The sequence below is a fragment of the Paraburkholderia sp. EG304 genome (genome assembly GCF_046543485.1).
In the GTDB taxonomy this organism is placed as follows: domain Bacteria; phylum Pseudomonadota; class Gammaproteobacteria; order Burkholderiales; family Burkholderiaceae; genus Paraburkholderia; species Paraburkholderia youngii.
The window spans coordinates 79,186-103,803 of the sequence record NZ_JBKGUA010000014.1; the positions used below are offsets into that span (position 1 = coordinate 79,186).

21 protein-coding genes and 1 pseudogene are annotated in these 24,618 nt (G+C 61.9%); 12 read left to right on the top strand and 10 right to left on the bottom strand.

Annotation, left to right across the window (positions count from 1 at the left end; genetic code table 11):
• Positions 1-105: 105 nt before the first annotated feature.
• Positions 106-1,137 carry a glyceraldehyde-3-phosphate dehydrogenase gene (locus tag ACLFKU_RS18465; RefSeq protein WP_410850026.1) on the bottom strand — a complete coding sequence of 344 codons (1,032 nt, stop codon included), beginning with the start codon at positions 1,135-1,137 and terminating at the stop codon, positions 106-108.
• 253 nt (positions 1,138-1,390) lie between these two features.
• A complete protein-coding gene (locus ACLFKU_RS18470; protein ID WP_410850027.1) occupies positions 1,391-1,744 on the bottom strand; it encodes a BON domain-containing protein in 354 nt (117 codons plus the stop codon).
• Positions 1,745-2,254: 510 nt separating this feature from the next.
• On the opposite strand from ACLFKU_RS18470, the gene ACLFKU_RS18475 reads away from it, so the two are divergent.
• The gene (locus ACLFKU_RS18475) at positions 2,255-2,527 is read left to right on the top strand and encodes a hypothetical protein (RefSeq protein ID WP_410850028.1); all 273 of its coding nucleotides are present in this window, start codon (positions 2,255-2,257) and stop codon (positions 2,525-2,527) included.
• 616 nt (positions 2,528-3,143) lie between these two features.
• Here ACLFKU_RS18475 and ACLFKU_RS18480 read toward each other — a convergent pair.
• Positions 3,144-3,566: a hypothetical protein gene (locus tag ACLFKU_RS18480; RefSeq protein WP_410850029.1), complete on the bottom strand. Its 423-nt coding sequence runs from the start codon at positions 3,564-3,566 to the stop codon at positions 3,144-3,146.
• Positions 3,567-3,694: 128 nt separating this feature from the next.
• Positions 3,695-4,954 (bottom strand): ATP-binding protein, encoded by a 1,260-nt coding sequence (locus ACLFKU_RS18485; RefSeq protein ID WP_410850030.1) that lies wholly within the window; start codon positions 4,952-4,954, stop codon positions 3,695-3,697.
• A 139-nt stretch (positions 4,955-5,093) separates the two neighbouring features.
• Here ACLFKU_RS18485 and ACLFKU_RS18490 point away from each other — a divergent pair, with 139 nt between their 5' ends.
• The 5 genes and pseudogenes from ACLFKU_RS18490 (at position 5,094) to ACLFKU_RS18510 (ending at position 11,552) form a co-directional block, all read left to right on the top strand.
• Positions 5,094-5,813 carry a TetR/AcrR family transcriptional regulator gene (locus ACLFKU_RS18490; RefSeq protein ID WP_410850031.1) on the top strand — a complete coding sequence of 240 codons (720 nt, stop codon included), beginning with the start codon at positions 5,094-5,096 and terminating at the stop codon, positions 5,811-5,813.
• 852 nt (positions 5,814-6,665) lie between these two features.
• A pseudogene (locus ACLFKU_RS18495) lies at positions 6,666-6,971 on the top strand (amino acid permease); the annotation flags it as partial.
• A 384-nt stretch (positions 6,972-7,355) separates the two neighbouring features.
• Positions 7,356-7,571 (top strand): hypothetical protein, encoded by a 216-nt coding sequence (locus ACLFKU_RS18500; RefSeq protein ID WP_368583867.1) that lies wholly within the window; start codon positions 7,356-7,358, stop codon positions 7,569-7,571.
• A gap of 44 nt (positions 7,572-7,615) precedes the next feature.
• Complete coding sequence (locus ACLFKU_RS18505; RefSeq protein ID WP_410850032.1) at positions 7,616-8,560, top strand: hypothetical protein; 945 nt, start codon at positions 7,616-7,618, stop codon at positions 8,558-8,560.
• Between the two features lie 574 nt (positions 8,561-9,134).
• The gene (locus tag ACLFKU_RS18510; protein ID WP_410850033.1) at positions 9,135-11,552 is read left to right on the top strand and encodes a mechanosensitive ion channel family protein; all 2,418 of its coding nucleotides are present in this window, start codon (positions 9,135-9,137) and stop codon (positions 11,550-11,552) included.
• A gap of 347 nt (positions 11,553-11,899) precedes the next feature.
• On the opposite strand, the gene ACLFKU_RS18515 is transcribed toward ACLFKU_RS18510, so the two are convergent.
• The gene (locus ACLFKU_RS18515; RefSeq protein ID WP_410850034.1) at positions 11,900-12,193 is read right to left on the bottom strand and encodes a DUF1330 domain-containing protein; all 294 of its coding nucleotides are present in this window, start codon (positions 12,191-12,193) and stop codon (positions 11,900-11,902) included.
• 235 nt (positions 12,194-12,428) lie between these two features.
• Between ACLFKU_RS18515 and ACLFKU_RS18520 the strand changes: the two genes are divergently transcribed.
• The 6 genes from ACLFKU_RS18520 (at position 12,429) to ACLFKU_RS18545 (ending at position 18,848) form a co-directional block, all read left to right on the top strand.
• A complete protein-coding gene (locus ACLFKU_RS18520; protein ID WP_176125497.1) occupies positions 12,429-13,031 on the top strand; it encodes an amino acid synthesis family protein in 603 nt (200 codons plus the stop codon).
• Positions 13,000-13,818, top strand: a complete 819-nt coding sequence (locus ACLFKU_RS18525; protein WP_410850035.1) for an alpha/beta fold hydrolase — start codon at positions 13,000-13,002, stop codon at positions 13,816-13,818. Before ACLFKU_RS18520 ends, ACLFKU_RS18525 begins: the two co-directional genes overlap by 32 nt.
• Position 13,819: 1 nt before the next feature.
• On the top strand, positions 13,820-14,791 hold the full coding sequence (locus ACLFKU_RS18530) for a flavin reductase (protein WP_410850036.1): 972 nt from the start codon (positions 13,820-13,822) through the stop codon (positions 14,789-14,791).
• An 11-nt stretch (positions 14,792-14,802) separates the two neighbouring features.
• Positions 14,803-15,840 (top strand): LLM class flavin-dependent oxidoreductase, encoded by a 1,038-nt coding sequence (locus ACLFKU_RS18535; RefSeq protein WP_410850037.1) that lies wholly within the window; start codon positions 14,803-14,805, stop codon positions 15,838-15,840.
• A gap of 12 nt (positions 15,841-15,852) precedes the next feature.
• Positions 15,853-17,322, top strand: coding sequence for an aldehyde dehydrogenase (locus tag ACLFKU_RS18540; protein ID WP_410850038.1), 1,470 nt, complete (start codon positions 15,853-15,855; stop codon positions 17,320-17,322).
• A 353-nt stretch (positions 17,323-17,675) separates the two neighbouring features.
• Positions 17,676-18,848, top strand: a complete 1,173-nt coding sequence (locus ACLFKU_RS18545) for a purine-cytosine permease family protein (RefSeq protein ID WP_410850097.1) — start codon at positions 17,676-17,678, stop codon at positions 18,846-18,848.
• Positions 18,849-18,938: 90 nt separating this feature from the next.
• Here ACLFKU_RS18545 and ACLFKU_RS18550 read toward each other — a convergent pair whose 3' ends face one another.
• The 5 genes from ACLFKU_RS18550 to ACLFKU_RS18570 form a co-directional block, all read right to left on the bottom strand.
• A complete protein-coding gene (locus tag ACLFKU_RS18550; RefSeq protein ID WP_410850039.1) occupies positions 18,939-20,342 on the bottom strand; it encodes a DNA-binding protein in 1,404 nt (467 codons plus the stop codon).
• A gap of 149 nt (positions 20,343-20,491) precedes the next feature.
• A complete protein-coding gene (lipA, locus tag ACLFKU_RS18555) occupies positions 20,492-21,472 on the bottom strand; it encodes a lipoyl synthase (RefSeq protein WP_368583879.1) in 981 nt (326 codons plus the stop codon).
• A 5-nt stretch (positions 21,473-21,477) separates the two neighbouring features.
• A complete protein-coding gene (locus ACLFKU_RS18560; protein ID WP_410850040.1) occupies positions 21,478-22,587 on the bottom strand; it encodes an acetoin dehydrogenase dihydrolipoyllysine-residue acetyltransferase subunit in 1,110 nt (369 codons plus the stop codon).
• A gap of 3 nt (positions 22,588-22,590) precedes the next feature.
• Positions 22,591-23,595: an alpha-ketoacid dehydrogenase subunit beta gene (locus ACLFKU_RS18565; RefSeq protein WP_368583881.1), complete on the bottom strand. Its 1,005-nt coding sequence runs from the start codon at positions 23,593-23,595 to the stop codon at positions 22,591-22,593.
• A gap of 34 nt (positions 23,596-23,629) precedes the next feature.
• Complete coding sequence (locus ACLFKU_RS18570) at positions 23,630-24,613, bottom strand: thiamine pyrophosphate-dependent dehydrogenase E1 component subunit alpha (protein WP_410850041.1); 984 nt, start codon at positions 24,611-24,613, stop codon at positions 23,630-23,632.
• Between the last annotated feature and the right edge of the window lie 5 nt (positions 24,614-24,618).

Genomic DNA, 24,618 nt, shown 5'->3' on the forward strand with positions numbered 1-24,618 from the left:
GAAACCTGTTTCGGATTCTGGCCTGCCCTGACGGGTTGGTTTCCTCGTAGCGATCGATCGTTTCCGTATCGATGACCATGACGAAGGGCACGATCGCGTCGTGTCTCAACGCCATGCGCTGCCGACCTGTACGTAGAACGCGGTCTGATCCTTGCTGTGGGCAATGTCGATACCAATCGAAACGCCGAGCTTGCGCGCAATCAGATATCGGAACCCGACGCCGACACTCTGGACATCATGAGCTTGGGAGAAGCTCTCCAGTCGCCCGTAGGCCTTGCCGGCGCCAGTAAAACCTAGCACTCGCCAACGCGGCGTAAGATCCCACCGCAACTCCGCCTCGATCGAGATCGCATTGCGGTCCTGGTAACGGCCCTTCTGCACGCCACGCAAATCGACGTACGGCTGCGCATAAAACGGAATGTAATTCTGCGTACCGCCGAAGCCCGTGCGCGCGAATTGGCTCTCGAGTTCGGCGAAGCTGCCGGAGCCGGGATAGAAGATGTTGTCGCGCGAATCATAGTCCACGATCAGACTGCCGGCGCCGATCCGCTGATCCTTCTGGAAGTTGCGCACCTCGGTGGGAACGACTCCGCCCGCGAAGTTCGACGAAGCATCGAAGAACACATAACGCACGCCCGCATACCAGCGGCTATTGCCAATGCGCGCAAGAAACTGCTGAAGCAGACCCGCGCCCAGCAAGGTGTAGGCCCTTGGCTGCCCGGATAGACCGAAGTAGTCGAGATGCGCGTCGACTTTCGCGACCGCGCCGAGGTAGCGGAAACGGTCGTCGCCCCACGTGTGGAAATGAGCGGCCGCCACGGCCCAGGTGCCGTTCTGCGTGTACAGACCACCCAGCGCCGTGACGTTCGGCGGACCACGGTTGGCAGGTTGGCCCGTCGAATCCGTCGCGCCAGATTCGCCAATCGGCCCGGAAAAGAACAGCAGCCCAAGTCCGAAGCCATAGCCAACGGCCGGTTCGGTGATCACGACCGGCACGGGTAACGCGCCTTTGTGTTTGATGAGGAAATCGGTAAAACTGAGCGGCTGCTTTTCGTCGGCGCACGCGTCAAAGGACAGAGCCGTGATCGTTGCAAGGACAGCGGCGGTCCACGTCGATATCGTTATATGACTGTGCACGTGTGCACCGGCCCTGGACGATAAAGCTCGCAGCAATTAGCGGCTGTCAAAAGTGAAGCGGGCGTTCAGAAATCCCTGCTGCGCGTGAGCCACGAGCAGCTATCCTCACGCCGCTCATGCGACGTTCATTGAGTTGCAGACCGATTGAATAGCACCAAGGACAGCGCTCATTCAAATCCTTCAAGCATCCGTTCTATGGAAATAGTGATTCATGTAACGCAATTTACGATTCACACGACGGAAAACAATAGTGTCAGTCGTGAATCGCCAGGGCATTCGTCACCGACGTAACGCCGGGAACGTCCTTCGCAATGTTGCCGGCCTTTTCGATCTGGTAATTATCCGGGACATGCCCTGCGAGCGTCACCGCACTACCTTTGACCAGAACTGTGAAGTGCGAGGTGTCGACCCCACCCTTTGTAAGCGCGCGCAGCACCTTTTTGCTGAGGGCTCCGTTCGCTTTTCTAATGTCCGACTTCGATGGAGCCGCCGTTGTGCCCGACTCCGTGGACGTGGCGGCGGACTCGTTTCCTTGCGGCCATGCGTTGATGGATGCGACAGCGATCAATGCTCCACTAGCCAGCTTGAGTGTTCTGTTTGCTTTCATGGCTTTCTCCCTTATTGACGCGGCATCCGCAGTCACGCGCCGACCCGCGCCGCGCCGCAGCCGTACCGCCAATCGCAATCTTCATCTCGGCCCGTCTGTGACGACGTCCAGACAGCACATCCGATCAGAGAGCGACGATCAGGTCTCCGGCGATCGCTGCCGGGTGTACGCCAAAAATAATTCCTCTGTGGCTTGCACGCTATTGGACTTTGGTCTCATATTCGAGCGATGTGTCAGACGAAGCATGCTGAGCAGAGCCGCGAGTGTGATGCCGAATTGGATGAAGGTGCACGCCACGAGCCCCGAAGTGATCACGCGCAGACATGCGGTCGTGTTGGCCTTCACACCTTTCCGGTTCGTGAGTCCGTGGAAGAACTGCGCGCCTAACTAGAGTTTCGTGAGCACCATCGGTCTTTAGTCCCATTGGCTTCATGCACGTGGTCGTATAGGTTGATATTCAACCGACCTTTAGGGCGGCGACATATCCACAAACTCGCACCGGAGTAGATCATGAGGATTTCAGCATTTACGGCCTCAGCCATCTTCGTTGTAGTGCTATCGAATTCGTATGTATGGGCCCAGGACAATTCAGCTAGCAATGCGCCTGCGACTACAGAGCATCCCGACGAAATCGTGCGGATGCACCAACAGGTTGCAGCAGCTAATCGTGTTTACAACAAGAAGGTAGCCGCCGCAAAGAAAGCTTTCGATGAAAAAAAGACAGCCGCCGGAAAGGAGCGTGATGCTGCAATAGCGGCAGCACACCAGGGAGTTGGAGAATAGGCCGAGTTCGGCGAGCTTTCCTGTAAGTCAATGTTCTTTCGTCAAGGAGGTCCAAATGGCGGCAGACTCCCGACACGCCGGCGAAGTGTTCGGGTGTCCCGCAGTGTTTGGGTCTCTTCGGGCGACACTGCCTTTATAAGATCCGACGTTCGGCAGACGCCTGCAGCAGCATCGCTCTCTCTCGTGCGAATGCTATTCTGTTGTGGGCAGCTACCAGGAATCCACTGCCATTCTTGCGCGGGACGGTAATCCCTCAGTGTCATCCACCATGCTGGGCGAATACATGAAAGAGGCATGACGCGACCTGGCCCGTCCGCCAGTATCGTCATGGAAGCATCCCCGGAGGATTCACATGTTGCTGTTGTCGCTGATGCGACGCGAAATTGCAGCGCCGGTCAAGCTCATCGCGAACGGCGGGGTCGCTCAGCAACCGGGCGCTTCGGTGTTCCCCATATCGAGCACACAGGGGCTGGGAGATTGCGATCCAGTCCGCGTAGGTCCCTGTGTCTGCTAGCTCCCTTGCGTAGCGCAACACCGACTCAGGCAGCTTGATTGCTGGATACCGATTTCTCATCCGTCTCACTCCTCAGGTCAATGCCCGGACAGTGCCGGTCCGTCACGCGCTGTGCGAAAGCGTTCGTGGCGTGCATGACGACGGGATCTGGCTTAGGCCAGACTCGCGCTGCATCGTCAGTGGGGCCGCGCTCGCACTCAGCCGCTTGCGCGGGACCGAAAGCCGCGCCGCGACCGTTTCCCCGGCGCGCGCGTCACGCCGCGCAATGTGGACCTGGCTGATACCCAGCATGGCGCGTAACGCTCGCCGCACAATCTGTAATGCGCCACTGAACCGCGGTGTGCGGGTTGCCGGCTCCCAGCGCCGTGACAACCTCGCGTGCAACAGCGGCAAACTCCGCGCCTTTCTTTGCCGGCATACCAACTCTGCAAGCGACTCCAGGTTCGTCTTCTCCGTCACCCGTGCCCAATGAATCTTGACGGTCTTCTCCGGCGCGCCAAGCTCGTCCTCAATTAGCTTGTTCATCCGACCCGTCAGCCCGAGTGACACCGTAGGCCTGCACGCTGTAGTTGCTTGATCCCAGCGAGCCACGCAGGGCGTTGCACACGTCCTGGGCGCAGGCGCGTTTTCCGTTATATTGCAAAACCCCGTTCTCAGCATCCCGGTTGTGTAGGAAGTTCGACATGGAACGTCAGGCCGCGCCCGGCATTGCGCTCGACCCATAACCGACCGCCGTGCGCCATGACGATGGTCCGGCTGATGGCAAGTCCAAGACCGAGCCCTCGCGGTTTGGAGGTGACGAACGGCATGAACAGCGTCTCGAAGCGGTCCGCATCCACACCCGGGCCCTCGTCTATCACCGCGATGCATACCTTGCTGCGATCGTCACTGGCACAAACCGTAACATCAATCCTGCGATGCTCCGCGCGGCAGTCGCGCACAGCATCGAGCGCGTTGAGCAGCAGGTTGACGAGCACCTGCTGGAGTTGAACGACATCACCGCGCGACCGCGGCAGCCCGTCTGCAACGCTGGCGCAAACCGTTGCACCGCGCGCTTGCGTCTCGCGACGCAACAGTCGAATGACTTCACGCACGAGGCTGCCCAGGTCAACCAGACTCGTTGCGGTTGGTTCGCCTTTGGCGGACCGACGCATCTTGCGGACGATGGCGTGCGCACGCTCGCTGTCGGCAACAACGTCCGCTAACAACTCGCGCAGGTCGCCGAGAGCCGGTGGCATTTGCGCGAGAAACCGCTGTGCCGCCTGGGCATTGCTGAGAATGGCGGTGAGCGGCTGATCGACTTCGTGGCCCAGCGCGGCAGCCAGGTCGCCGAGATCCGCCGTGCTCGTGCGCAGCGGGATGCCTTCCAGGTCGCCGCGCGCCAGCACATCCGTTGCATCCACTCCTTGCGGCTCAATAACGATCACCACCCGCGGCTCCGGTTCGATCGCCAGCGAAGCAGACATGCTGACCTGAGCCTGAAGTTCTCTTCCGCTCTTTGTGCGCGCAACGGCCGACCACGTAGTGCTTTGAGACAAACCTTGCAGGACCCTCTCTGCGGCAAACGAAATCGGGCGGTTGTCGCGGGGCGAAGGAACGAGAATTGACTCGATTTGCATACCCGACATTTCATCGAGCGCGTAACCAAGTACCTGGGTCGCCCTTCCATTGGCCCAGACAACGTGATGAGACTTATCGAGTACCAGCGCGACCGCGGGCACCACCTCAAGAATGCTATGCAGGCTCTGCGCGAGGAGATCTTGTGGGTCGGATAACGCCTGATGTCTCTTCTGCATCGTCGGCTTCACCGCGTGTCTCAGGCCGGATCGTGTCATCCGTATCAACCACTCACGCAAAGCGGCAACCGCACGCGGTGTCATCGAGTCAGTCACAGTGAGCTTTTCGTTTCTCATGTTTCTCCCGATACACCGGTCCGTGAAATGACCGCCTTGGGCACCTTGAAAGTGTACCAATAGGTCCACAAGCCAACACCAGGGTAAGCCATGAGAAATGTACTGCTCGGTTCATAACCTTAGGGACTATTATCGTTCAATGGAAAAGCGGCAAAAGACGACCAATCGTCGAGGTCGGCGATCGCGCCAGGAAATCCTCGACGCGGCATCGCGTGTGATGTCCGCTTACGGTTATGCCGGCACTTCAATGTCCGCCCTTGTCAATGCAACCGGCATCCCGAAGAGTGCGATCTACCATCACTTTGGCTCTAAAGCCGGACTCCTGGCCGAAGTGATGGCTCAGGGGGCCCGGGGCTTTTTCGCAGCCATGCAGGAAGCTCACCGGAATCCACCTGAAGATGGCACACCGCGTGAGCGGCTAGGCTGGTACCTCAAAAAGGCGGGCGAGGTGTTTAAGACTCGGGAAAACTTCCTGCGATTGATGCTCGTCCTGGTCATGAGCAACGAGGCCGCGGAACCTGAAGCTCTGCGGATGGTTATCAAAGTCCGCAACGAGGGCCGCGGCTATATGCGAGAGTTGGTCCAGAACGCTTTCAGCGTTCAGGACGACACCCGGGCATCAGAGGTCGTCGACGACGTTGCTCACTTTGGCATGCTTGGCTTTGACGGTGCCTTTATTTCCTTGCAGTCTGGCGACGAAAGATCAATGGACACGCAAATGGAACAACTCACCGACGCCATGATCGCACTCGGCGAGGCGCGGGTTGCATCCTTGAAGAGCGCTCGCTCCCGCGCCGAAAACGCGGTCAGAATCGTGCGTAGCCATTCCCGGAAATCGAAGACAGTATCATCTGAATGAAAAGGACGCACGGGAGCGATACGTTAAGAGCTATCGGCGTAAGATTATGAGCGCACAGGTTTTGTGGCAAAAGGCGACCTTACTCAGAATCGCACACAGTGCGATCAACGCGCTCTCTTAGCGGCCAATTTCTGCGCTAGCATGGGAGTTCGATCAGCATGCAGACGCCGACGGCCATTACGCCCGGAGGCTGTCATTGCTATGACCTCCCCAACATCTTCCGAGCGGGCGGCGTCGCCTATCTCGCATGAAACCGCACCCCGTAGCGGGTCGCAACGCGGCCGCTAACTGCTATTCACGCATGCCAACGCGGGGCCATTTCAAATGGCGGTTTCTCCACTGAAAGCAGCCGTAGATTTGCCAATTGCATCTCCGTTTGCGGCCGCAGGCCTCCGGTTCCGGCAAGTATTGGTCCGATAATCATTCGATTGATCGGTTCGGTCATCCTGAAAGGCCATTCGGTGCTTCGATGTAAATGGTGAGAAACGGGAGTAACTGAGGCGTACCTGGTCTCACAAAGCGGTGTCGTCCACTTTGCTGCCGGAGAAAGACATGACCGGCGTTCATACAAATCGGTCTTGCATACCCCTCGAAATACCGCTCCTTACTTTCCGCGCAATTCTTGTATTTCCAGAACACACGCCAGCAGTAGCGACTTCTACCAAAAGCTTTGCCCTATTGGACCAAGGTCCTATTGTGAGCCGTGTCGTTCCCTAGCAGATTTGAAACGCGATCAGGCGCGCTTTCCATTTTTGCTTCAGGAAATTCGCGCACTCCTCACACAAGAAAGCGCTTTCACTGGTCGGTGCAACGCGAGTCTGCGGCGCGACCGGCTTGTACCGGAGACCATCCATGTCCGATTCGACGTCCACGCCTCGTGCCGCCCCGACACCCGAAAGCGCCGCGACGCCCGCCTCAGCGAACAAGCTGCGCCTCGGCGCGCTCACTGCCCTCGTCGTAGGCTCGATGGTGGGCGGCGGCATCTTTTCACTGCCACAGAACATGGCGGCCAGTGCGGATGCCGGCGCCGTGCTGATCGGCTGGACAATTACCGCGGTCGGCATGCTGATGCTTGCATTCGTGTTCCAGGCGCTAGCCTTGCGCAAGCCCGAACTCAACGGCGGGGTCTATGCATTTGCGAAGGCTTCAGTAGCGGAACCTTCACGGCCGACTTCTGGGGTCAACTGAACCCCAATCTCGGCAGCGTGACGAACCAGGTTCGCAACATGATGCTCGTGACTGGCGTGACTTTCTATTGAGCACTGAGGGGAAAACGTATTGGCGCACGCTCACTTCCCGCAGAGCGGGAACGTCACTGATGCGGATCTGCTCCGTGGAATACATCCGCCACAAGCCACATCGACTTCCTCAGTGGCGCGCACGTGCTGCCCGACACATACACGACGCCAACCAGACAACTTGCTGGGAAACGCGGTGCTCGTGGGCATTCTCTCTCCAGAATCTAGCAGGCCAGTGGCTGTCCGATCCTGAAATCGATCGTCCGGCAGACCGGTATCGTATGAGTCTCGGCAGGAGATCGCCATGCCCACCTATGTTTCTCTTTCCCTACTTCTATTGCCGTTTCTCGGTGCCGGCTGCAATACCCCATCCATTCCCCTTGGCAAGCCGGTCAACATTTCGATCGCCCTCGAGCAAGCCCTCAAGGGCTCATGCAACTTCAGCAATGAACAGGCAGCTCAGAGGCAGGCCCGGGGTGTCGATGCCTACTCATCATGGAGAACCGGCCAGGTTGCTTAAGAATGCGTGCACTGCCGTTACATCGGACTCTTCACACGTCACGGATGTGTGTCGCTCTGTCCTTGCTCCTGCTACCCGGCCTCGTGATTGCCCAGACGACCCCAGCGCGATCTTCGATCAACACTGTGATCGGCGGCAATGTAAAGCAGCACGCGGACGCTGTGCTCGCGATCATGAGCTACACGACGGTCCCGGACGTCACGACCAGCAATCTGTCGGTCAATAACGGCCTGACCGGTAATCCCGGCTTCGGGCAGACGCAATTCGGCGGCGGCTTCACGCTCAGCAGGTCGTTTCCGTTGTACATGGAGGGCACGCTCGCCTACAGCCGCTACGATCCGATTTTCATCGCCACGGATGGCGCCCAGCAGCGTGCGGTGCCCACCAAGTGGAACACCTTCAGCGGCACGGTCGGCCTGGGCTGGGATTTCCGCATCACCGACGAACTGGCATTCCGCCCGATCCTGAACGGTACGATCGGGCGCGTGTCGAGCGACCTGAAGGTGGGGCAGACGCTGTTCAATCACGTCACCGACAGCAACCTGCAGTTCCTCGAGAACGGCTCGCTCGATGCCTACGGCTATGGCGGCTCCCTGATGCTCGACTACGAGCACTACCGCGAAAACTACGAAATCGACGCCGAATTGCGGGCGACCGATATCTACCTGCGCAGTTTCGGCGGTTCATCGCAGGCCGTTCAGGGCTCGGCCACGGCCCAGCAAGTGAGCCTATGGACACGCTGGCGCGCGCCCACCGGCTGGCATGCGCTGGACCGGCCAGTCCGCTATGTGCTCGAAGCCGCTTACTCGCACTATTTCGGCGACAGCGCCGGGGTGCTGGGTTTCAACGACCTCACGTCGCTGGGAGTCGGCCTCGAACTCGATAGCAGCAGGTATCCCGTCATCGTCACCCGCACGCGCGCGATGGTGCGCTACGTGTTCGGTCGCAACGTGCACGGCGTGTCGTTCGGATTCGCGATGAGTTTCTAGCGGGTCCGACGAGCCGACCGCAAGGTCCAGCGCGGTAAAAAGTGCAGCGCCGGGCTGCTATCGGACTTTGGTCCCATTGGTTTTGCCCGCTTGACCGGGTACGGTAAGACTCCGAAGACGATCGAACGTCGCCGTGCACGCAATTTGCCCGGCAGTCAATCATTAAATGTCTTGTCAGGATCGCCCTCCTGGAAACAGGTTCGCTCATGTCGATGGCATTCGTTATGGAAGTCGGAGGCTACCGCTTCTCGAGCGTTCAACGTCTGACGCGCATTTTGCCTTCTCTCGTCGCCGCAAAAACACAGGGCGTCGCACTGCAGCACGCGAGGCACTGATTTTCTCGAGGGGGAAAAGAGTCACTTCTAATGTCTGCTGCGCGAACGCACCCGACTACGCGGCACCGTACTGGTGGCGACCTTCCTGAAGGATGTCCATGAACGCGTTCATGCGGCGTCAATCTGGCCACGCCCGGCCTCTTTCCGCGCCGAATACTCTCGGGGCTGTAGCTGCTCCGTCGCATACACCAAGGATGGGCGGAACGGCAGGACGAACCACACGGCGTGCTCGCGCATGCATGATGCTGATTGGCATCCTCGCGCTGCTGCCAGCATGGGTCAGCGCGGCCGCAGCAGCGCCCTTGCCTGCCCCGCTGCAAAGCAGCATCACCGCTATGACGGGTGCCTCTACACAGCCGCCCTCGGCGCCACAGGCCGCTTCTGCACCTTCGCCCGCCAGTCAGGCAGAACTTACGCGTTCGCTGAACACCCTGATCGTCACGCTTGAGAATGAGAAAGGGCGCGAAGCGCTTATCGCCCAGTTGAAGGGACTCCGCGACGGGACACAAGCTCCGGCACCCGTTGCGGCGTCGGCGCAGACTAATGGCGCTCTTCTCGGCGTGATCGCATCGGGCATTGCGTCGGTCGAAACGAATCTGAACGAAGGCCGGACACCGCTGCACTTCTGGGCGGCACGTTTTGCTTCGGCCGCTAGCGAACTGCGAGCCCTGGTCATGGGCGGGAGGGGCGAGACACTCGGCCAGGCTTTGCTCGGCATCGCCTCGACGCTTGCGGGGTGGGGCGCGTATGCCGCGCTGCTAGTCCACTTGCAGCGGCGCGTGCTTGCGCACTATGGCCGGGACGTCACACTAGCTGCGGATCCGAGTTTCGTGGACCTGTTGAGCTTCACGCTGCGCAAGACAGGGCCATGGATCATCGCGTTCGTAGCGGTCCTGCTGTTTGGGCAGAGCATGCCCGAAGCCATTGGCCGTACGCTCGGACTCGTGATCGCCTACGCGATCGTCGTGGGTATAACCTTCCGGGTGCTCTGCGTGGTCGTGATTTCGGCCTTTAGCACGGCACACCGGCGTGTCGCAGTGCGGCAGTTGTTGGCGGGCGGCCTCTTGCCGATCTTCGCGATAGGGGCATTCGGCGCGCTCGGCGACGCAATGGCCGACCCTGACGTGACGCGCATTGTCGGCCCGAATGTTGCCGGCATCGTGTCGAGCTTCGCAAACATGGCGGCGGCCGTTTTGAGCGGTTACTTCGCGCTTGCATACCGCCGCCCCGTCACGCATCTGATTCGCAATCGACCTTATTCGCGAAGACGCGACCACAAACTTGCCACCGAAGCGCTCGATATCCTCGCCTCGCTGTGGCACATCCCGATACTGCTGATTGCAGTCGCTTCGGTCGTCGCCACCATTGCTGGACGCAGCGACGAGGGCAACGTATGGCAGCCGTCGCTGCTCAGCGCGCTGTTGCTCGTGCTCACGCTGTTTGCGTCGGTGCTGCTGCCGCACCTGACGCGTCGAATGGACAGCCGCGCCGAGCGCCGCGCGCCACACCTGATGCGGCTCCTGCGCTTTGCCAGTTCGCTGCTCGTTCTCGTGATGTGGCTCGCGTACATTCGATTCGAACTGGTTCTGTGGAGTGGCCCGATTGCAAGGCTGGTCAAACGAAGTGCGATGACACCCGGTTTCAGACATGCGCTTTTTACAGTCATCGCGACCGTTTTCGGCGCATGGTTCGTCTGGATTCTCGTCGACACGGTCATTCTCGAGGTTCTAGGCCCGAGCAGTTCACGCAACAAGGCACTGGAGCCCGGCGTTCGTGCGCGTACGATGTTGCCGCTGGTGCGCAATGCAACCCTTGCGACGGTGGCAACCCTGGCCGCCATCATCGGCGCGGCCAGCCTGGGCATCAATCTGACGCCCCTGCTCGCGGGCGCAGGCGTAATCGGTCTTGCATTCGGCTTCGGGGCGAAATCGCTCGTCACTGACCTGATCACGGGGCTCTTCATCATCGTCGAGGAGACCATCTCCGTCGGCGACTGGATCGACGTCGATGGCGGCCATGCGGGCATCGTCATGGATCTGACGATCCGCACGGTCCGGTTACGCGACGGGCAGGGCGCGGTCCACACGATTCCGTTTTCGCAGATCAAAATCGTGAAGAACCTGTCCCGCGACTTCGCCAACGCCGTCTTCGAAGTAAGAGTGCCGTTCTCTGCTGACATTGATCAAGTCACGCGCATCATCGCGGAAGTGGGCACGGATTTGATCGAAGACTATCGCTTCCGCGACGAGATACTCGCGCCGATCGAGGTGTGGGGGCTCGAGCGCTTCGACACCAACTGGCTAGTGGTGAAAGGGCAGATCAAGACTCGACCGCTGCAGCAGTGGAGCATCTCCCGCGCGTTCAACGCAAGGCTCAAGCTTAAGATGAATGCGGCCGGCATCGAGATCCCATTGCCGCAAATGCAGCTTCATACGTCGTCGGAAGAGATCAACCTGTCGCTGCAAACCGACGATCTCCCCTACGGAGAGGGTCCGCAAGCGGCAAGCGCAGGCAGTGCGGCCCCGCCCCGGCCGGATAGCGCTGCCCTACCGGAACTCCACGTACTGCGGCAGCCGCCCCCTCCCGGGAAACCTGGCGGCCAGGCTGTTTCTGCATCGTCAACCGCTCCCCGTCGCGAGGGTGAGATCCGTAATTGAGGCGAGCCTGGCGGTGAAGATTTCCTGCCCAACGTGACGGTGGTGAAGGGCTGGCCACCCTCCCCGCCTTGACAGTACAGTCAGCACGTACATCGATATCCGAACTGATGCCGGCAGGCGAGGAGGTCATCGCAAAGCGAACCCTGGCAGCTTTCCCCGATAAGAACTTGCTGCGTGCCTGGCTGCGCGGCACGCCCCAAGGACGTCAGTACAGATTTCATTTGCAAATCCGTTTTTGCAGCGCGCCGCGCACCTAGACCATATTTGTTTGCAACGAGGGAATTGCGAGGAAGAACGAATTCATACAAACAGTGACTTAGCCATTTGCGTCAGGACACGTTTTGTTTTCAAACATCCACCAAGCCCTCCACGATCGTGATCTGCGCCCGGCAATGTCCATCGCGCTTCTGTTTGGCGGCCTGATACTCCGGCGAGTGATAGCAGTCGAGCGCCGTTTGCATGTCCCTGAAGCGCATCACGACGTGCCGCTCGAACGACTCGCCTTCCAGCACCTCCGACGCGCCGCCGCGCGCGAGAAACACCGCGCCGTACTTGTTGAACGCCTGCGGTGCGATGTCCGTGTAGCCCTTGTATTTCGCCGCGTCGAGCACGGTTACGTGGGCGATCCAATATGCAGCCATATCTCCTCCTTCTAAATCCGGAATGGTTTGCGCAATGCCTGCCGCTTCCTTGATGGTCTGACAAACCGCGCGCTGCGTGTTTTTGGCGTCGCTGCTCGCCGTCAAATCCCTCGCAAAAAACGCCCTTCTCCCTGCCCGACGCGGCTTCCTCCGACGCCGCGGGTTAACACTCATGGCATGCCGTAACATGGTATACCACAATGCCTCACACATCCAACCCACGCAGGAAGCTGCCATGAGCCTGATTCGCAAATCCATCCTCCATGTCGAGACCGTCTTCGTCGACGGCGACAAGGTCGCCGCGAAGCCGCTGAAAATGATCGGCGCGGCCGCCGTGATCAAGAACCCGTGGGCGGGCCGCGGTTATGTGGAAGACCTGTCGCCGGAGATTCGTGCGCTCGCGCCGCAACTGAGCGAGCACCTGACCAGGCTGATCATCGACGAAGCCGGTTCCGGCGAAGCGGTCGAAGCGTTCGGCAAGAGCGCGATCGTCGGCCTTGCGGGCGAGATCGAGCACGCGTCCGCGCTGATCCACACACTGCACTTCGGCAACACGTATCGCTCGGCCGTCGGTGCGAAGTCGTATCTGGCGTTCAACAACACGCGCGGCCCCGCCAATGCGCCGCTGCTGATCCCGATGATGGACAAGAACGACGAAGGCCGCCGTTCGCACTATCTGACGCTGCAGTTTGCGATTGCGGACGCGCCGGCCGCGGACGAACTCGTGATCGCGATTGGCGCTGCTACAGGTGGCCGTCCGCATCACCGCATTGGCGATCGCTACAAAGACCTCGCAGAGCTCGGAAATGACGTCAAGAACCCTGCAGCTGTCAAATAAGCGCGTCGCGCACTATCTGGAGCAGGGCAGCGGCGAACCGCTGGTGCTGATCCACGGCGTGGGCATGCAGGCGCACGCGTGGTATCCGCAGATCGAAGCGCTGTCGCCCGAGTTCCGGGTGATCTCGGTCGATATGCCCGGCCACGGTCGAAGCGATCCGCTCGAACCGGGCGCCGGCTTGCAACAGTTCGTCGAGTGGGCAGCGAGTTTCATCGAGGCGCTGGATATGGGCCCCGTCAATCTGGCCGGTCACTCGATGGGTTCGCTGATCGCAGCGGGCGTCGCAGTCACGCGGCCCGATCTGGTCAAGCGCGTCGCCGTGTTGAACGGTGTGTACCGGCGCACCGCGCAAGCGCGCGATGCCGTGCTGCGTCGCGCGGCCGAACTACACTCGGGCGCCGTCGATGTGGCAACACCGTTGCAGCGCTGGTTCACGGCCGAGGAATCGCAACGCGTTGCCGCGCAACGGGTCGAGTCGTGGCTGAAGTCGGTGGACCTGTGTGGCTACGCGACCGCCTATACGGCCTTCGCGAACGGCGACGACGTATATGCCGACGGCTGGAACACAATCGCCCGCCCTGCTCTCGTGCTCACCGGTTCCGGCGATCCGAACTCGACCCCGGCGATGGCCAGACAGATGGCGCAAGCCGCCCGTCACGGCCACGCGGTCGTGATCGACAACGAGCGACACATGGTGAATCTGACCGCGCCTCGCGAAGTCAATCGCGCGCTGCGTGCCTGGTTGCAGACGACGCCGCAGACGCAAGACCACGAATTGGAAGTGTGAAATGAGCCAACAGACGAGCCAGCAAGTTTGTCAGGCAGTTAGCCAGGAAGCCGCGAAAATCAACACACGCGAGCTGCGCGACGCGTTCGGCGCGTTCATGACCGGCGTGACGATCGTGACCACCGCGAGTGACGACGGCAAGCCGCTCGGCTTCACCGCCAATTCGTTTTCGTCCGTTTCGCTCGACCCCGCATTGCTGCTAGTGAGCATCGCGAAGACGTCGAGCAATTATCAGACGTTTTCCACCAGCGGGCACTTCGCGATCAACATCCTCGCGGAAGGGCAAAAAGATCTGTCCAACACGTTCGCGCGGCCGAGCGACGATCGCTTCGCCAACGTGGCATGGCATCTGAGCCAAAACCGCAACCCGCTGATCGACGACGTCAGCGCGTGGTTCGACTGCACGACGCACGCGGTGATCGACGCGGGCGACCATGCGCTGATCGTCGGCAAGGTCGAGGCGTTCCATTCGGCCGGCTGCGCGGGTCTCGGCTACTACCGCGGCGGCTATTTCACGCCGGCCAGAGTGTCGGCCGAAGTCATCGCGGGCCCGAAGGTGATCGTCAGCGCGATCATCGCGCGCGACGACAAAGTGCTGCTCGTCAAAACAGCAGACGACAAATGGGGACTCCCGTCGAAACAGATCGGCAACGAAGGCGCCGACAAGGCACTCGCCGAGATCTTCGAGAAGTACCAGCCCGACGCATCGGCAAGCTTCATCTATTCGACCTACAACAACACCGAAACCCAATACCAGTACATCTCGTTCCTGTGCAGCGCACCGGATGAACTCGCCGCTTCGGGTCACGCTTCGGGCAAATTCATCAGCCTCGACGACATCGACACGCAAGCGTTGCAGGACAGCGCGTTGGCCAGCATGCTGCACCGCTACCGCAAGGAAAGCCAGTTGAAGAGCTACGGGTTGTACTTCGGCGACCATAGCAACGGCACAGTCCGCCCGCTTCATTCCTGAAAGGTCACATCATGCGATTTTCCCTCTTCGTTCACATGGAGCGCGTCTCCGAGCAGACCAGTCAGAAGCAGCTGTATGACGAAATGGTCGAGCTTTGCCAGATTGCCGATCGCGGCGGCATGCACGCTGTCTGGACCGGCGAGCACCACGGCATGGACTTCACGATCGCGCCGAATCCGTTCATCAATCTCGCGGACCTCGCCAACAAGACGAAGCACGTGAGGCTCGGCACCGGCACGGTGGTGGCGCCATTCTGGCACCCGATCAAGCTGGCCGGCGAAGCCGCGATGACAGACATCATTTCGAACGGCCGGCTGGAGTTGGGCATCGCGCGCGGCGCGTATTCGTTCGAATACGAACGCCTGCATCCGGGGCTCGACGCGTGGGGCGCGGGTCAACGCATGCGCGAACTGATCCCGGCCGTGAAAAAGCTCTGGGAAGGCGATTACGCGCACGGAGGCGAATTCTGGAAATTCCCTGCCACGACGTCTTCGCCGCTGCCGCTGCAGCGCCCGCACCCGCCAATCTGGGTGGCCGCGCGCGACCCGAACAGCCACGAGTTCGCGGTGTCCAACGGTTGCAACGTGCAGGTGACGCCGCTGCATCTGGGCGACGAAGAGGTCGAGAAGCTGGTTGGCCACTTCAACGCCGCGTGCGAGAAGTTCAGCAACCTGCCGCGCCCGCAGATCATGCTGCTGCGTCACACGTATGTGGCGAGCAGCGAAAACGACGCGCAGATCGCCGCCGACGAAGTGAACACGTTCTACAACTACTTCGGCGCGTGGTTCAAGAACGAGAGACCGGTAAGCCGCGGCATGATCAAGACGCTGAGCCCGGAAGAGATCGCTGCTCATCCGTTCTATACGCCCGCGGCGATGCGCAAGAACAACGTGATCGGCACGCCCGAGGAAGTGATCGCGCGCCTGAGGGCATACGAGGCACTCGGCTTCGACGAGTACTCGTTCTGGATCGACACGGGCATGAGCTTCGAGCGCAAGAAGGCATCGCTCGAACGCATGATCAACGACGTGATGCCTGCATTCCGGTAAGGGGCCGACGCCATGGATTCACATTTTCAGCTGTATATCGACGGACAGTTCGAACCCGGCGCCGCCACGTTCGCGAGCGTGAACCCGGCCACCGGCAAAGCATGGGCGCAGATGCCCGAAGCGCGCACCGAGCAGGTCAACCGCGCGGTCGAGGCGGCCAATCGCGCGCTCACCGATTCCGCGTGGGCCGGCCTCACCGCGTCGGCGCGCGGCAAGCTGCTGTACAAACTGGCCGGGCTCGTCGAGAAGGCTGCGCCGCGACTCGCTGAAATTGAAACGAACGATACCGGCAAGATCATTCGCGAGACCTCCAGCCAGATCGCCTACGTCGCCGAGTATTACCGCTACTACGCCGGCATCGCCGACAAGCTCGAAGGGAGCAGCATTCCCGTCGATAAGCCGGACATGCAGGTGTGGCTCGAACGGCAGCCCGTCGGCGTGGTCGCCGCGATCGTGCCGTGGAACAGCCAGTTGTTCCTGTCCGCCGTCAAGCTCGGACCGGCGCTCGCCGCCGGTTGCACGGTCGTGCTCAAGGCGTCCGAGGAAGCGCCGGGGCCGCTGCTCGAATTCGCGAAGCTGGTGCACGAAGCCGGCTTCCCGCCGGGCGTCGTCAATGTGATCACCGGCTTCGGGCCGGAATGCGGCGCGGTACTCAGCAGCCATCCGAAGGTCGACAAGGTTGCGTTCACGGGCGGCCCGGAAACTGCGCGGCACATCGTGTCGAATACATCGAACAACCTCGCGAAGGTGTCGCTCGAACTGGGCGGCAAGTCGCCCTTCATCGTGTTCGCCGATACCGATATCCAGAGCGCCGTGAACGCGCAGGTCGCGGCCATCTTCGCGGCGAGCGGCCAAAGCTGCGTGGCGGGCTCGCGGCTGCTGATCGAAGACTCCGTGAAAGAGCGGTTTCTCGCCCTGCTGGTGGAGCGTGTATCGCGCATCCGCGTGGGTTCGCCCAACGAGATGTCGACCGAGTACGGACCGCTTTGCACCGAGAGGCAACTGCGCAACATCGAGAAGGTCGTCGCGAACTCGGTACGCCAGGGCGCCAGGGTACTCGCCGGAGGCAACGCGCTCGCGCGCGACGGCTACTACTACGCGCCGACGATTCTCGACTGCACCGGCGTAAGCAACGCCGACAGCATCACGACGGAGCTGTTCGGGCCGGTTCTTTCGGTCGATACGTTCACCACCGAGCAGGAAGCGATCGACAAGGCGAACAGCACCGCCTACGGTCTCGCCGCGGGTATTTTCACCACCAGCCTGACTCGCGCGCATCGCGTGTCGAAGCGCGTACGCTCGGGGATCGTGTGGATCAACACCTATCGCGCGGTGTCGCCGCTGGTGCCGTTCGGCGGCTTCGGCCTGTCTGGCCACGGCCGCGAAGGCGGCTTGGCCGCGGCGCTCGAATACACGACGACGAAGTCGGTATGGCTGCGCACCTCGGACGAACCGATCAGCGATCCGTTCGTGATGCGCTGAGTCCAACGCGCGGTCCATTCGCCGCTGCACCGTTTCAAAGCCGTAGAGCGCAATGCCATGTCACGTCTATCGAACGTGGCATCGCGCACGCCTGCGCGATAAAGATGGAGACACTATGAAAGACCAGTCGAACGACAACAGCGTTCTGGCCATTGAAAGCAACTCGATCGAGTACGTCGCTCCGTCGGATCGGCACGGCAAACCGGTCGATCTTTTCACCCTGTGGTTCTGCACGAACGTCGCGCCGCTCGCGGTGATTTCCGGTGCGACTTCCGTACTCGTCTTTCACCTCGATGTGGTGAGCTCGATTCGCGATCGCCGCCGGCCAGTTCTTCGGCGCGGTCTTCCATGCGCTGACCTCCGCGCAAGGTCCGCTCGTCGGCGTGCCGCAGATGATTCAAAGCCGCGCGCAGTTCGGCCGTTATGGCTCGCTGCTCGTGGTCGGTTTCACCACGCTGATTTACCTCGGCTTCTTCGTCTCGAACATCATCCTCGCGGGCAAGACGCTGCACACCGCTGTCCCTGCGGTACCGGTGGCGCTTGGCACCGTGCTCGGCGCGATTCTCGCCACGCTGGTCGGCGTTATCGGCTATCACTTCATCCACCGCTTCAACAAGGTGGGCGCATGGTTCATGGGCGGCGCGCTGCTGATCGGCATGATCATGATGGCGCCTGGTCTCGACGCGCGAATTCTTCAGCAAGGCCATTTCGATCTGTCGAACTGGTTCGCGATGTTCGGACTTTGTGCCGTCTGGCAGATCAGCTTCGCTCCCTACACGTCCGACTATTCGCGCTACCTTCCGGCCACCACCGGCTTTATGAAGACCTTCGCGTTCACGTATTTCGGCACGTCGCTCGGCACGATCTTCGCGTTCCTGTTCGGCGTACTTGCGATCAGCACCAGCCACGCCACCGATGCGATGCAAGCCATCCGCACGCAAACCGGCCTGTTCGGCTACGTGCTGATCTTGCTGTTCCTGGTCAATATCATCGGCCACAACGGCATGAATCTGTATGGCGGCGTGTTGTCGTTCATTACCGCCGCGCAAACGTTCCGTCCAAACTGGGTGCCGGGCCGCAACGTTCGCATCATCGTGTCGACGGTGCTGCTGGTTTCGTCTACCGTCACTGCGTTGTGGGCTTCGAGCAACTTTATCGCGATCTTCCTCACCGCGATCTTCGCGATGCGAATCGTGCTCGCGCCATGGGTAGCGATCAATCTCGTCGACTTCTACCTGATCAGCAACCGGCGCTACCGCGTGTCGGAAATCATCAGCAGTAACGGCGGCGTGTACGGTTCGTTCAATTTCAAGGCCATCGCGATTTACATCTTCGGCATCGCGGTTCAGGTGCCGTTCATGGAGGAGAGCTTCTTCCACGGTCCGTGGGCATCGATCATGGGCGGCGCGGACGTCTCGTGGATCGTCGGACTGGTGGCGACGGCAGTGACCTACTACCTGTTTGCATCGAACGACGGTTCGCGCGCCCGCCATACTGCTCCGGCAGGTGTTCCCGCTTCCGAGTGAGCGGACCCTGCCTTCGACACCGCCGCCCTCCCTACGAGCCCATTGCGCGTCGCCATTCCCGCGACGCGCGCCATCACATCAACGATCCCGTCACGCAGGCGAGCTTTCGGTGTTCAGCTTCGACACCGCACCCGTCTGCTCGTCGTAGCGGTAGCCTTGTTTCTCGAGGTGAGCGGTGATCGTTTCGACGATCACTTGCTGCTGGATCTCCTTGCGCAGCAATTCATGCTCCGGCTTGACCTGACTGAGTTCGGCGGAAAGCCGGCGGCTCAAGGTCGCTTCGCCTGCGCCGCGGGCAAGAACGACCACCATTTTTTCATTCGCCTGAGTCAGTTGCTGCTTCAGTGCGTTCGAGTAGTCGGACCATTTCCTGACGGTCTCCCGTGCTTCGGCAATCGCGGCGGCATGCGCTTCCGCGTCGCGCGACATCTGCGCCTTCAGTGCTTCGAGTTCCTGCGAGTCGACACCCGCCGACGACGCCGATTCCACGTCCTCGGCCTTCTCGCTCGCCGCCGCGCTTTCGGCCAGTTCGGCCGCGCGCTGCTGCTCCGCGTCGGCACGTTCCTGCGCTTCGGACAAGCTGGCCGACAACCGCGCGATTTCGGAGGCGTCCGCATCGCGCTCATCGCTCAGGGTGGCGATTTGCGTCTGGGCATTCTGCAATTCGAGCGCGGCGGCATCCCGTTCGGCCTGCGCGCCCGCGATCTCTTCGCGTCGAGCCGCATGCGCTTCCTGCTCGGCCTGCAGCTCCGCGCGAATCGCTTCGAGCTCGCTCTGAAGACGAGCGACCGCTTCGGCATGCTCCGCTTCCTGCGCCGCGCGCTCTGCTTCGCCTACAGACGTTTCGACAACCGGCTCAGCCGACTCGCTCGCCACCTCGCCCTCGCCTGCGGCATCGCTCCCGTCGCCCGCAATCGCTCCACGCCCGGCGGCCTGTTCCGCGCGCTCCAGTTCCGCTTCGAGGTGCGAAACGCGCTCGGCCAGCTCCTGTGCGCGCTTCTCGGCTGCGTCGGTGCGTTGCACCGCGAGCGCGATGTCCTCTTCCAGCCCGGCCACGGCATCGACCTTCTCGTCGTAGGCTCGGGTCATCTTGTCCAGCTGGACTTGCAGCGCATCCAGTTCCTGGACGGTGGTTTGCAGTTCGGCGAGCGCTTCGTCGCGCTCGTTGCTGGCGTCTTCGACACGCTGGCGCATCGCGGCGAGGCGTCGCGCCACCGAGCGTTCCGCTTCGTCCTGCGCCGACGTCCACAGCCGGTCGAGCGCTTCGCGCATGGTGTCCGTCACGGTTTCCGGCAAAGCAGGACGTTCGACGACCTGCGGCACCCGCGCGGCGCGCGTTTCGCGCCACTTGCGCAATGCCGCGGACACCGCGACCACCGAACCGCTATGGACTTCGGACCAGATGGCTACGGGGGACACCTTTTGGCCCTCGTCGGCCATCCGGTTTGCGATTTCAGCTACGAGTTCGTCCGTGATCGTAATGTTGCTTGACATGTCTGCCTCGACAAAGTGCACGTGGTGACGAATACCGTTTCGTCGTCCGGGAGGCAGCCGCACGCTGGGACTCGCCTCGTATAGCCACCAATTGTCGGCTACCTGGCTGGCGGCCAATCGGTCGAAAAGCCGAGGTTACGGGGAGGTATTCACGGGATTGGCGCGCGGCCTTGCGGCGTCCGATCCGCGTGATACGACGAACGCACGAGCGGCCCCGCCACCACTTCGACGAACCCCATCTTCAAACCTTCATCGCGCAGCATGTCGAAAGTCGCGGGCGGCACATATCGCCGCACCGGCATGTGATACCGCGACGGCGCGAGATACTGACCGATCGTCAGCACGTCGACGTCGTGCGCGCGCAGATCGCGCATCGTCGCGAGCAATTCGCCGTCGGTCTCGCCGAGGCCGGCCATTAGCCCGGATTTGGTCAATACCGCCGGGTTCTGGCGTTTCGCGCGCGACAGCAGTTCGAGCGAGCCGCGATAGTCCGCGCCGGCCCGCGCCGCCCGATACAGCGACGGCACCGTCTCGATGTTGTGATTGAAGACGTCCGGCCACGCCCCGGACAGCGCATCGAGCGCGCGCTCGATGCGCCCGCGAAAATCCGGCGTCAGGATTTCGACGCGAATTCCCGGTACGCGCTCGCGCACGAGCTTGATACAGCGCGCGAAGTGCGCGGCGCCGCCGTCGCGCAGATCGTCGCGGTCCACCGATGTAATCACGACGTAGCGCAGCCCGAGCGCCGCGACGGCGTCGGCGAGCCGCGCGGGCTCGTCGTCGTCGAGCGCTTGCGGCCGGCCATGCGCGACGTCGCAGAACGCGCAGCGCCGCGTGCAGATCCCTCCCATGATCATGAATGTCGCGGTGCGCTGCGCAAAACACTCGCCGATGTTCGGACACATCGCCTCCTCGCAGACCGAATGCAACTTGTGCTCGCGCAGCACCGCCGCCACGCCCGCGACGGTTTCGCTCATCATCGGCCGAGCATGCAGCCAGGGCGGCTTCGGCAAGACGGCCGCATGGTCCGCCGGCACGATCTTGACCGGAATGCGGGCGAGCTTGTCGCGATTGCGCTTGCCATGCTGGCCAAGCGCCGTGAAGCTGTCGGTAGGAGAAGCGGCGTCCATCGCGGTTATCCGAAGAACTCGTTGAGCAGGCGGTTCACGTCCGATGCAGCCTCCATCTGCACCATGTGCCCCTTGCCGTCGATCACGTGCACGCGCACCTGCGCAGGCAGCCCTTGCGCGTGCGCGGCCGGAATGATCTGGTCCTGCGCGCCCCAGATCACCAGCGTGCGCGGCGCGAGCGTGTCGAGCCGGTCGCGATAGACGCGGCTTTGCACCCCGCCTTCGAACTCGGACGCGGCAATCTTGCGCAGCGCGTCGTTCACGCCTTCGAGCCGCTTGTACTTGACGATGTCTTCGACCAGTCGCCGCGTGACCAGCGATCCGTCGGCGAACAGCTTCACCAGATGCGGCTTCAGCGTGTTGCGGCTGCTGCCCGCGACGAAGCCTTCGATGTACTCGCGGTTGATCTCGTCGCCGAGCCCCGCGCCCGCGATCAAGGCCAGCGACGCGACGCGTTCGGGCGCCTTCGCGGCAACCGTCATCGACACGGCGCCGCCCATCGAATGGCCGACCAGATGCGCGCGCTCGATGCCCCGGTCATCGAGAAACGCGATCACGCTGTCCGCCAGCTCGTCGAGGCTGCCCGTGTCGAGCGCCTTGCCCGACTCGCCATGCCCCGGCAGATCGAGCGCCCACACGGCGCGGTGCGCGGCGAGATCCGCATGGTTGAATAGCCAGTTGTTCAGATCGCCGCCGAAGCCGTGGATCAGCACCGCGGGCGTGCCGCCGTCGCCGATCTTCAGGTAACGCACGGTGCGCCCGCCGATCTGCGCTTTTTCCGGCTGCGGTCCCGCGTCCGCGGCATCCGCGGCGGCCGGCACGAAGTCGCGCTGGAACGCCTCGACGGCAGCATCGATGTCGGCGTCGGACGTCTCGGCGTCCGCGACGACGCCGAGCAACGCGCCGATCGGCAGCGTGTCGCCCTGCTGCGCGATCTGCCGGCGCAATGTGCCGTCGAAAGCGCACTCGACGCCCGACGAAATCTTGTCGGTCTCGACGTCGAGTATCTCGTCGCCCTTCGCGACCTTTTCGCCGACCTCCTTCAGCCAGCCGTTGACCTGCCCCTGCTCCATCGACAGCCCCCATTTGGGCATCGTGATCATGTGAATCGGCATTGCTCAGCTCCTTACTTTCCGCACGGCCGCGGCGATGTTTTCCGCCGACGGGATATACAGGTCTTCGAGCACGCCTGCGAAAGGCGCGGGCGTATGCGGCGCGGTCACGAGTTCGATCGGCGCCTTCAGCGAATGGAACGCGCGCTGCGCGACCAGCGCGGCGATATCGGTCGCAATCGAGCAGCGCGGATTCGACTCGTCGACCACGACGACGCGCCCGGTACGCTCGGCGCTTTCCAATATCGTTTCCTCGTCGAGCGGCGAGGTCGTGCGCAAATCGATCACCTCGGCCTGGATGCCCTCTTTCGCGAGCTTTTCTGCGGCATCGGTCGCGTGATGAACCATGCGGCCATAGGTGACGATCGTCGCGTCGTCGCCTTCGCGTACCACGTTCGCTTCGCCGAACGGAATCGCATACGACTCTTCCGGCACGTCGCCCTCGCGGCCATACAGCAGTTTGTGCTCGCAGAAGATGACCGGATCGTTGTCGCGGATCGCCTGGATCAGCAGGCCCTTCGCGTCATACGGCGTCGACGGGCACACCACTTTCAGGCCGGGTACGTGGGTGAACAACGATGTCAGCATCTGCGAGTGCTGCGCGGCCGCGCGCAGGCCCGCGCCCTGCATCGTGCGAATCACGACCGGCGTCACTGCCTTGCCGCCGAACATGTAGCGAAACTTCGCGGCCTGATTGAAGATCTGGTCGAAGCACACGCCCATGAAATCGATGAACATCAGCTCGGCCACCGGACGCATCCCGCATGCGGCCGCACCGACCGCCGCGCCGATGAAGCCGCCTTCGGATAGCGGCGTGTCGAGCACGCGCCCCGGATACTTGTGAAAGAGCCCTTTCGTCACACCGAGCACACCGCCCCACGCATCCTGCTCGCCGGGGGACCCGGCGCCGCCCGCGTTGTCCTCGCCCATCACGATGACGGTTTCGTCGCGCGCCATCTCCTGGCTCAGCGCTTCGTTGATCGCCTGAGAAAACGTGATCTTCCGTGCCATGACTGTCTCCTGATTGAATGGTTCGCGCTGTGGATTACGGATAGGACACGTAGACGTCGGTCAGCAGGTCAGCGGCGGTCGGCAGAGGCGCGGCCTTCGCTTCCGTCACCGCGCCGTCGATCAACTGCTTCACCTCGGCATCGACGCCGCGCAATTCGTCGGCGCTGAGCATTTCGGCGCGCACCACGCGCTGCTCGAAGCGCTTCAGGCAGTCTTTTTCGTCGCGCAGCTTCTGCACCTCACCGGGTGCGCGATAGGTTTGCGCATCGCCTTCGAAGTGACCGAAATAGCGGGACAGCTTGACTTCGACGAGCGTCGGGCCACCGCCGCCGCGCGCCCGCTCGATCGCGGCGCCGAGCGCCTCGTGCACCGCGAAGAAATCGAAGCCGTCGACGATCACGCCGGGCATCCCAAAGCCGCTCGCGCGGTCGGCGATGTTGTCGGCCGCGACCGACCACGTCGACGAGGTCGCCTCCGCATAGCCGTTGTTCTCCGCGACGAAAATCGCCGGCAGGCGCCAGACGGAAGCCAGGTTCATCGATTCGAAGATCACGCCCTGGTTCGACGCACCGTCGCCAAAGAAGCACACGCCGACGCCGCCGGTCTTCTTTAGCTTCGCGGCGAGCGCGGCGCCGCACACGAGCGGACCGCCCGCGCCGACGATCCCGTTCGCGCCGAGCATCCCTTTCGACAGATCGGCGATATGCATCGAGCCGCCTTTGCCACGGCACACGCCGGTGCTGCGGCCGTAGATTTCGGCCATCATGCCGCGCACGTCGACGCCCTTCGCGATACAGTGGCCATGACCGCGGTGGGTGGTCGCAACGTAATCCGCGTCGTTCAGATGCATCATCGTGCCGACCGCCGACGCCTCCTCGCCGGCATACAGATGCACGAAGCCGGGTATCTCGCCGGTCGCGAATTCGACGTGCAGACGCTCCTCGAACTCGCGGATCGTGCGCATCATCCGGTACGCTTCCAGCAGCTTTTCCTTGTTCAACTGCGTCGAAACAGACATGGTGT